This is a genomic window from Pseudoalteromonas sp. Z1A8, assembly GCF_011378855.1.
Lineage (GTDB): Bacteria > Pseudomonadota > Gammaproteobacteria > Enterobacterales > Alteromonadaceae > Pseudoalteromonas.
The window spans coordinates 74270-83765 of the sequence record NZ_WTLB01000017.1; the positions used below are offsets into that span (position 1 = coordinate 74270).

General features: G+C 40.6%; 8 protein-coding genes. 2 read left to right on the forward strand and 6 right to left on the reverse strand.

The features are described 5' to 3' along the window. Positions 1-637: 637 nt before the first annotated feature. Positions 638-3094 (reverse strand): acyl-CoA dehydrogenase FadE, encoded by a 2457-nt coding sequence (gene fadE / locus GQR55_RS08825; RefSeq protein ID WP_166420287.1) that lies wholly within the window; start codon positions 3092-3094, stop codon positions 638-640. A gap of 325 nt (positions 3095-3419) precedes the next feature. Between fadE and GQR55_RS08830 the strand changes: the two genes are divergently transcribed. Next, positions 3420-4184 (forward strand): class II glutamine amidotransferase, encoded by a 765-nt coding sequence (locus GQR55_RS08830; protein ID WP_165740353.1) that lies wholly within the window; start codon positions 3420-3422, stop codon positions 4182-4184. 60 nt (positions 4185-4244) lie between these two features. Here GQR55_RS08830 and GQR55_RS08835 read toward each other — a convergent pair whose 3' ends face one another. From GQR55_RS08835 to cmoA, 5 genes are all read right to left on the reverse strand, one after another. After that, complete coding sequence (locus GQR55_RS08835; RefSeq protein WP_166420291.1) at positions 4245-4988, reverse strand: DUF3108 domain-containing protein; 744 nt, start codon at positions 4986-4988, stop codon at positions 4245-4247. 16 nt (positions 4989-5004) lie between these two features. After that, positions 5005-5652: a phosphoribosylglycinamide formyltransferase gene (gene purN / locus GQR55_RS08840; protein WP_166420288.1), complete on the reverse strand. Its 648-nt coding sequence runs from the start codon at positions 5650-5652 to the stop codon at positions 5005-5007. Then, entirely contained in the window at positions 5652-6704 is a 1053-nt protein-coding gene (gene purM, locus GQR55_RS08845; RefSeq protein WP_166420289.1) for a phosphoribosylformylglycinamidine cyclo-ligase, read from the reverse strand. The genes purN and purM overlap by 1 nt, the downstream gene beginning before the upstream one ends. 191 nt (positions 6705-6895) lie before the next feature. Beyond that, complete coding sequence (cmoB, locus tag GQR55_RS08850; protein WP_166420290.1) at positions 6896-7864, reverse strand: tRNA 5-methoxyuridine(34)/uridine 5-oxyacetic acid(34) synthase CmoB; 969 nt, start codon at positions 7862-7864, stop codon at positions 6896-6898. Between the two features lie 12 nt (positions 7865-7876). Further along, a complete protein-coding gene (cmoA, locus tag GQR55_RS08855; protein ID WP_165741406.1) occupies positions 7877-8602 on the reverse strand; it encodes a carboxy-S-adenosyl-L-methionine synthase CmoA in 726 nt (241 codons plus the stop codon). A gap of 116 nt (positions 8603-8718) precedes the next feature. Between cmoA and GQR55_RS08860 the strand changes: the two genes are divergently transcribed. Then, on the forward strand, positions 8719-9408 hold the full coding sequence (locus GQR55_RS08860) for a DUF3334 family protein (RefSeq protein ID WP_165729298.1): 690 nt from the start codon (positions 8719-8721) through the stop codon (positions 9406-9408). Positions 9409-9496 lie beyond the last annotated feature (88 nt).

Genomic DNA, 9496 nt, shown 5'->3' on the forward strand with positions numbered 1-9496 from the left:
AATACATTCCCAATTATTATCCGTGTGAATACTTAATCCCAATCCCCCATTGTTCTGGCTAGTGCTCTATCATTGCGTTGTATCCATCCTCTTATAACTTTGAAACTTTGCGTTAGGTTTGATACCAATTCACTTAATTAAAAGGTCTATTTCGAGGTAAGAAAATCGTGTATATAATACCAACCTGCATAAATCTTTGATCAATTTAACGAATTAAATTGCACTATAACGTCGTTAAAAATTCGCTATTTAGCTGTTCTCGGCAAATTATCCTGCATCCATGCAGCCGTATATCAGGGTTTTTTAACACTGCTAGTATTAGGTTTGACCCTCCAGTTGATTCAGTATTATTACAAATGAGTTTAGTCATTCGCTTTATAGTGTTGTACCTGTAGGGCTCTTGAGGGGGTTTAAGTTTTTGCAGGTGTAGGAGAGGATAAATCAAGGGTATTTAATCAATACAGAGCTTTTGGGGGTGTTTAAATATTAGAGCTATCTAGTTGTACCAACCGGCATAATTATTTTAACAATTTAACGAAGTAAATTGTTTCATAACGGTACTAAAAATTTTTATCTTGCACAAAAAAGCCAGCACGTAATGTACTGGCTTTTAGTCTGTAAATGCTTACTTAGTTAATTAAGCTGCATCAGCTTCTTTTTTAACGCTATTACGCGCGGCTTTGCCTGCAAGTAAATCAGCAGGGTCAAAGTCATCAACGTTAATAACATCTAAACGAGATTGCTCAACAGCAGCTAGTTTATCAGCCTCTGCTTGGCTTAATATGCCGGCTTCAAGACCCATTTGCGCTACTTTATCAAGCTGGAAGAATGGCAGTTTAAGGCCTTTTTCTTTACATACTCTTTCAAATAATGGCTCAACATCAAGGACGTCTTTAAGCGTTTGCTCTTGACGACCTACAAGGTTAAGCGGTTCATTTGTTAAGTATACATAGCTTGCTAAACGGTTACGCGTTTCGCTAGGCACTTGTAGTAGTTGTGCTAGTTTATGCTCAAGTTGGTCAGTTGGTTTACGAACAGGGCGACCAAACGGGAATAACAATACTTTTAATACGGCACGTAATGGAGCCGAAGGCATGTTATTAATTAAATCAGCAAGTGCACGTTGGCAATGGTAAAGGTGATCTTGGCAGCTCCATTTAACTAGCGCAAAATCTTCTTTTTTACGGCCTTCGTCGTTGTAACGCTTAAGCGTTGCAGACACTAAGTATAAGTAGCTTAGTAAGTCACCTAAACGTGCAGAAATACGTTCTTTACGTTTTAGTGAGCCACCAAATACTGCCATGCTAATGTCAGACATAAGAGCAAGTGATGCACTAAAGCGTGACGCTATACGGTAAAATTCAGCTGTTTCGTCATTGTACGGCACACTTGTAAAACGAGCACCCGTAAGTGCAAGCCACTTAGTACGTACAAGGTTCGACATAGTAAAACCAATATGACCCATTAGCGCTTTATCAAATACATTAAGCGCTTCTTCGCGGTCTTCTATTTCACATGCACCAAGCTCTGTTAGTACAAATGGATGACAGCGAATTGCACCTTGACCATAAATAATCATATTACGGGTCAAGATGTTTGCACCTTCAACGGTAATGGCAATAGGTGCACCTTGATAGCCACGACCTAAATAGTTATTTGGCCCAAGCATGATGCCCTTACCGCCAAGTACATCCATTGCATGAATAGTTGCATCACGCATTTGCTCTGTAAGGTGGTATTTAATAATGGCAGAAACAACCGATGGCTTTTCGCCTAAATCAACAGCACCCGTAGACATACTAACCGCAGCATCAGAGCTGTAAGCGTAACCAGCTAATTTAGCTAGTGACTCTTCAACACCTTCCATTTTACCAATAGGTAAACGGAACTGACGACGAATGCGGCTATACGCACCTGTCGCAATAGCAATCATTTTGATACCACCGGCAGAGTTTGACGGCAATGTAATTGCACGACCAACCGATAAACATTCAACCAGCATACGCCAGCCTTGACCAGCCATATCTGGACCACCAATAATGTAATCAAGTGGTACAAAAATGTCTTTACCGCGAGTTGGACCATTTTGAAATGGTACGTTCAGCGGGAAATGTCGACGACCAATTTCAACTCCAGGCGTATCCGTTGGAATAAGTGCACAGGTAATGCCTGGCTCTTTATTGTCGCCAATTAAGCCATCTGGATCTTGTAACTTAAACGCAAGACCAAGTACGGTAGCAACTGGGGCAAGTGTAATGTAACGCTTATTCCACGTTAAACTAACACCCACAACTTCTTCACCATTCCATTGCCCTTTACATACCACACCGTAGTCAGGAATTGAGCTTGCATCAGAACCCGCTTCTGGCGAAGTTAACGCAAAACATGGAATTTCTTGACCGCTCGCTAGGCGCGGTAAGTAATGATCTTTTTGTTCTTTTGTACCATAGTGCTGTAATAATTCACCTGGGCCTAAAGAGTTCGGTACACCAACAATTGATGAAAGTAATGTTGATTTACTTGTTAGTTTTTGAAGTACACATGACTGTGCAAATGCAGAAAACTCTAAACCGCCATATTCTTTTTTGATGATCATGGCAAAGAATTTATTATCTTTTAGATATTGCCATACATCTTGAGGAAGGTCGGTTAGTTCGTGCGTTGCTTCCCAATCGTCCAACATGCTACATACTACTTCAACAGGGCCATCAACAAAGGCTTGCTCTTCAATAGTAAGTTTAGGAACTGGGTATTGGTGAAGTTTTTTCCAATCAGGGTTACCACAAAATAAATCAGCTTCCCACCACGTTGTACCGGCATCAATAGCTGATTTTTCAGTATCAGACATGCTTGGCGTTACTTTTTTAAACATAGCAAAAATTGGCTTGATAATATATTGCTGACGAATGCCAGTAACAGAAAGAGGAACCGCGATGATCAAAAAGATCAACCAGCTAATTAAACCAAAAGCACCCGCAAAGGTACCAATTAATAAAGTAATAGCTGAAACACCAAGTGCTGTGTTCCAACTTGCTCTGTGGTAAATCGCAGTGCAAAGCAACGCGATTAAAACCAGTGTAAATATGAGTGTCATTTTTATTCCTTAATAGAGGTCAGACCACCTCACTTAGAGTAGCGCTAGTAACAGTAATTTTCAAGTACATAACGATGTTAAATTGTAGTAGAAAGTAACTTAAATACGATATTTAATTACCCGACAGAGGAACGCTTAATTACTATCGTATAGTCAAAGCGTTAGCTGCAAGTATTGTTAACGTAAAAATAAATAAATCTAATAGCAAAATGACACTTTTTAAGTAAGTATAGTAATTATAGTGGGCTGTAAATTAGTGTACGCCTAATGTAAAAATATAACGCTATTTATTTTTAATGTATGGTTTTTAAGGGTTATTTTATTAATGTGTGAATTACTTGGCATGTCAGCCAACGTGCCTACCGATATTTGTTTTAGTTTTTCAGGCCTTTTAGAGCGTGGTGGAAATACCGGCCCACATAAAGATGGGTGGGGTATTACGTTTTACGAAGGTAAAGGCTGTAGAACCTTTAAAGATCCTGAGCCGAGTTATCAATCTGAAATAGCAAAGCTCGTTAAAGCATACCCAATTAAAAGTGTCTCGGTTATTAGCCATATTCGCCAAGGGAACCGCGGTAGAGTGTGCCTTGAGAACACCCATCCGTTTACACGAGAGCTGTGGGGGCGCGAGCTCACCTATGCACACAACGGGCAATTATCAAATTATCATGATTTAAAAACAGAGTACTATCGCCCAGTAGGTAACACCGATAGCGAACTCGCTTTTTGTTGGTTACTTGATAAAATTCGCGAAAAATACCCAAAGCGCCCAAGTAATATGGCGTCGGTTTTTAGATACGCTGCTAAGTTGTCGCATACGTTGCGTGAAAAAGGGGTGTTTAATATGCTATTGACCGATGGGGTGTTTGTTTTAGCGTATTGCACTAATAACTTACATTATATAACGCGCCGTGCGCCATTTGGTAAAGCAACATTGATTGATGCCGACATGGTGGTTGATTTTCAACAAGAGACCACACCAAACGATGTAGTAACGGTTATAGCCACAAGGCCTTTGACGAATGATGAGCGCTGGCAAAAAATGGAGCCGGGGGAGTTTGCATTGTTTAAAATGGGTGAGCTAATTTAGCGCTAAAGCTTTAAATTTCACATAAAGAAAACGCGATTAAAATCGCGTTTTCTTTATGTTTTAATTACGTGTTACGCTAGCTTCGTTTTTATCAGCGACAGTCGCCGGTGGAGAAACTGGTTGAGTGACAGTAAACGAGTTCATTTGAACTTCAAACTGCTCCATGCCTTTTTCACCTTTCCACATACGTACCAGCATGTAATCCATTTCAGGGGCAAACCATGCAATTGCTTGGCGTTTATCGTTATCGTATAAACGCTTTACTTTAATAGCTTCTACATTACCGATAGGCAACGAAATCATCTCGGTGCCAGATACTTCAAAGTTGTAGTCGCGGCGATTACCTTTTTTATCAATAAGCGGGAATGAAAAGCTCGTTTCGCCTTTTTTTAATCCTTCGCGCACTTGCACTTGGTATGAAATAGCATCCTGAAATTCATCAGTCCATTCGCATTTAAGTGGGTATTCGCTAGCACTGCTAGTCACTACTTTGTTTGTTGTATCAAAATCAATTTTATAATCTTTATCTGGGCCTGTACCGGTGCGGATCATATTGTAATGATGCGGGGTAACCTTGCCATCTTTAAATGTAAACTTTGATGTTTCTTCACGAGAATCAGAGAAAATCATCCACTCAATATTACTGTGATAAGTAAGTTCGTAGTTGTCTTCGCTTAATTTTTTAAGCTCTCGAATAGCCTCACCATGATTTTTACCTTTGCGTAAAATATCGTAGTTAGCTTGATACTGAGTCAATTCGCCTGCAATTAGGCTAGTTGGAAGTAAAGCGCCCGCACATAACAACAGGGCACTTATTTTTTTATTGTGGGTAGTGCGCGCCGTGTGCAGGAAGTTGTTTTTTGTCAAGAACTGCATAATCTGCTTCCATAGTAAGTCTGTGTTCACTGAACCACTTGACCACCAAAGAATAAATTATATGCTCTTGCTCATGCACGCGTTTTGCTAATGTTTCTGCTGTATCATCCTTGAGTACAGGTATTTGCGCCTGAAGAATAACGGGACCGCCGTCTAATTCCTCAGTAACAAAGTGAACACTTACGCCATGAACATCGTCTTTTGCATCAATTGCTCTTTGGTGGGTATTCAGCCCCTGATACTTAGGCAACAAAGATGGATGAATGTTCAACATTTTTCCAACATATTTTTGCACTAAGCCAGGAGTAAGAATACGCATAAACCCAGCTAATACAACTAGATTTGGCATAAAAGAGTCGATAACGTTCATTAATTGCGCATCGTACGCTTCGCGCGAGTCAAAATCTTTATGACTGAGCACTTTTGTAGCAATACCAGCTTGCTTTGCACGCTCTAGGCCATAAGCGTCTGCTTTGTTACTAATAACAGCCGCTATATGTCCGTTTATCTCGCCACGTTCGCAGGCATCTATGATGGCTTGTAAATTAGAGCCACTACCTGAGATTAAAACTACCAGACGAGTCGGTGCCATTACTTAGCACCACCTACAATTTCAACTTGCTCTTCGCCAGCTGCTGCATCTTGAATTTCACCAAGGTGCCATGCATTTTCGCCCAAGTCTTTTAGCATTGTTAAGCTTTGCTCAAGTTTGTCTGCAGGGATTACTAAAACCATGCCTACACCACAGTTAAATGTACGGTACATTTCGTGTGTAGTAATGTTGCCGTTTTCTTGTAACCAATTAAAAATTGGTGGCCACTGCCAGCTATCACCTTTAACTACAGCTTTTGCTGAAGCGGGTAATACGCGTGGAATGTTTTCCCAAAAACCGCCGCCAGTAATATGCGAAAGCGCATGTACGTCAACGTTTTTGAATAACTCAAGTAAAGGTTTTACGTAAATACGCGTAGGCTCAAGTAAAGTTTCGCCTAAAGTTTTACCTTCAAAGTCAGCGCTGGTATCAGCTTTTGACACTTCAAGTACTTTACGAATTAAAGAGAAGCCATTTGAATGAGGACCGCTTGAAGCAAGTGCAATAAGCTGATCGCCTGCTGCTACTTTAGTGCCATCAATAATTTTTGATTTTTCTACAACGCCTGTACAAAAGCCTGCCATGTCGTAGTCTTCACCATCATACATACCTGGCATTTCAGCTGTTTCGCCACCAATTAGGGCACAACCTGAAATTTCACAACCTTTGCCAATACCTGTAACTACGTCAGCTGCTGTGTCTATATCTAGTTTACCAGTTGCATAGTAATCTAGAAAAAACAGGGGTTCAGCACCTTGAACAATTAAGTCGTTTACACACATTGCAACTAAATCAATACCAACCGTATCGTGTTTTTTTAAGTCGATTGCTAAACGTAATTTAGTACCAACGCCATCTGTGCCCGCAACTAATACTGGTTGCTTGTAGCCTTCAGGAATTTCGCAAAGTGCGCCAAAACCACCAATTCCGCCCATTACTTCAGGACGACGAGTTTTTTTAACTACGCCTTTAATACGCTCAACAAGTGCATTACCAGCGTCGATATCTACGCCCGCGTCTTTATAGCTTAGAGACTGTTTTTGTTCGCTCACAGGTTTTCCTCAAAATAGTTGTTTTGGGTTGCTTAGAAACGCGCGTATTTTACAACAATTGCAAGGTCGCGGCTAGCGCAAATGTAGTTTTGAAATAATTAACAAGGACACTTGTCCGCTACTTGTTGTTTAAATAAACAAAAAAAACGCCCGTAGGCGTTTTTTTAGTATTAAAAGCGTTAAATTAACCGCTATGCTTTTGCCGTTAATATTGCTCTAAGTGGAGCAGGGTAGCCTTCAATTGTTTTACTTGTATCGTTTGGATCTAAAAAGTCGATTAACGACTCGTTTTCCATCCAATCGGTTTTGCGTTGTTCTTCAAGCGTGGTAATAGCGCAATCTTTTATTTGCACATCTTTAAAGCCAACGCGTTCCATCCATAGTTTTAAAGCGGCAGTACTTGGGATAAACCACACGTTGCGCATTTTAGCGTAGCGGTCGGTAGGGACGAGTACCGTGTTTTCGTCGCCTTCAATTACTAGGGTTTCAAGTACAAGTTCTCCGCCTGGGCGAAGCTGCGCTTTTAACTGCGCTAAAAAGTCGATAGGTGACCGACGATGATAAAGTACGCCCATCGAAAAAACCGTATCAAAGGCTTTAAGCTCGGGTAATGCCTCAACGCCTAGTGGTAATAAATGCACGTTTTCGTCTGGGTTATAGTGTTTAATTGCCTGAAACTGACATAAAAATAAATCAGACGGATCAATACCCACTACAAACTCTGCACCTTCACCGCGCATACGCCATAAATGATAACCAGAACCACAACCAATATCTAAAACAGTGCGGCCTTTTAATGGCTCAATATGAGGAAGTAGGCGATCCCACTTCCAATCGCTGCGCCATTCAGTGTCTATTTCAATACCGTGAACACTAAATGGGCCTTTGCGCCATGGCATCATGCGCTTTAATAAATGCATCGCTTGTTTTTGTTCGCCATCACTCATTTCGCCAGGCGCGCCTATTTCTACCTTGGTAGAGACATCTACATGCGTAGTTTTTACTTCAGGCAAATTTTTAAGCACTTTTTGCCATTTAGGTAAATCGCCATGGCTTGCCTCGTTTTGCCAATGTTTTAACTGGGCTGGCAAGGTTTCTAGCCAGTGGCTAAGAGGGCTTTGTGCAATAGATGCGTAAAATTGGTTAAACCATTGAGACATAAGTCACTCTCTTTATTTAATTGCTACCATTGAGCAAAAATTAAAACATTGATACCACACTTGAGTTTGGCTAAAACCAATATCTTGTAAGCGAGTAAAGTGAGCGCTGAGTGTATCTGGGCGCATAACGTTTTCGATGGCGGTCCGCTTTTGGCTTATTTCAAGCTCAGAGTAGCCATTGTGACGTTTAAAGTCGTGGTGCAAATCTATTAATAAATTATCGCATAGCTCGTTTTCGGCTTTTACTTTTTCGCTAAGCAGTAATACACCGCCAGGTTTTAAATTAGCGTATATTTTTTCAAGAACGGCTTGGCGCTGAGCATGTGGAATAAACTGTAGTGTAAAGTTCATTGCTACAACTGAGGCGTTTTGAATCTCAAGCTCATTAATGTCACCTAAAGTAACAGTAACGGGGACTTCTGATTTAAAACCCTGTAAATGTACCTTGCAACGCTCAACCATCGCTTGCGAGTTATCTACCGCTATTATATGGCAGTTATCGGTGCGAATATTTCGGCGCATGCTAAGCGTTACTGCACCCAGTGAGCAACCTAAATCGTAAAGATTAGAGTTACTTTGTGCGTATTCACCGGCAAGTTTACCCATTGTACTAACAATAGTTGCATAGCCCGGTACAGAGCGCTGGATCATATCTGGAAAAACTTCGACTACATTTTGGTCAAAGCTAAAATCTTTTACTTGTTGCTCAGAGGCATAAATACTGTCTTTTATGGTCACGAAGGCAGTCTCTTTGTAAATAATAGAGTTATTTTAACATTTTATACTGGATAGTCAGTGATAAATTCAGTAGCTTGACTAGAATTATGAATAATAAGTATAAAAGAGAAGATTAAATGAGCAAAAGCAAGGTCATCAGCACAGACGATATATTAGCAACCCTTTGTCATTCGGTTACAGGTGTACTTACATCAGCAAGTGGTAACGGTATTAGTTACTCTGCTATGGTACAAAAAATAACGCGTACATGTATGCGACCAGATATTGGCTGCTTTGTTTTATTTGACGGCGGTTTTACCGGCCTTGTAATTACCAACTTTACCTCGCAAGCGGCGATGGAAATTTATGGCGATTATATGCGTAATATGGGTATGCCTGAGAATGAAATAGCGCATAGCCATTTATCAGACGACGTATCAAATGTATTAGGCGAGTTGATGAACCAAATTGTTGGCGACTTTACGTCTAAAGTGCGTGAGCAGTTACATACGTCTATTACACAAAACCAGCCAAAAATGATGGCTATTAACAAGCAAGTGCAAATATCGGTAGATACCACGATGGATCGCCCGCAAGCCCGCCGCGTAACATTCACCACAAGTAAACAAAATATCTTTTACTTGGAATTAGCGATGGATAAAACAGAGTTTATTAAATTACACGACTTTGATATTGCAGAAGCGCTAGACCCAGATGACATAATTGAAAACGAAGCTAAAAAGAAAGCTGAAAAAGAAAGCGCAAAAGCTAAAGACGTTGTGCAAGACGATGCAGATGACGACTTTATGGCAGGTTTAGGGCTGTAACGTTTTACGTAGATACCATCTCTTCTAACCAGCCTCAAGCTTTCTTTAAATAGCTTGAGGCTGGTATTCAGTTTGATTCTTCACAACA

What these genes read in the sequence shown, in the direction of transcription:
- fadE (WP_166420287.1), bottom strand. Translation starts at nt 3,094, where the DNA reads ATGACACTCATATTTACACTGGTTTTAATCGCGTTGCTTTGCACTGCG.
- GQR55_RS08830 (WP_165740353.1), top strand. Translation starts at nt 3,420, where the DNA reads ATGTGTGAATTACTTGGCATGTCAGCCAACGTGCCTACCGATATTTGT.
- purN (WP_166420288.1), bottom strand. Translation starts at nt 5,652, where the DNA reads ATGGCACCGACTCGTCTGGTAGTTTTAATCTCAGGTAGTGGCTCTAAT.
- cmoB (WP_166420290.1), bottom strand. Translation starts at nt 7,864, where the DNA reads ATGTCTCAATGGTTTAACCAATTTTACGCATCTATTGCACAAAGCCCT.
- GQR55_RS08860 (WP_165729298.1), top strand. Translation starts at nt 8,719, where the DNA reads ATGAGCAAAAGCAAGGTCATCAGCACAGACGATATATTAGCAACCCTT.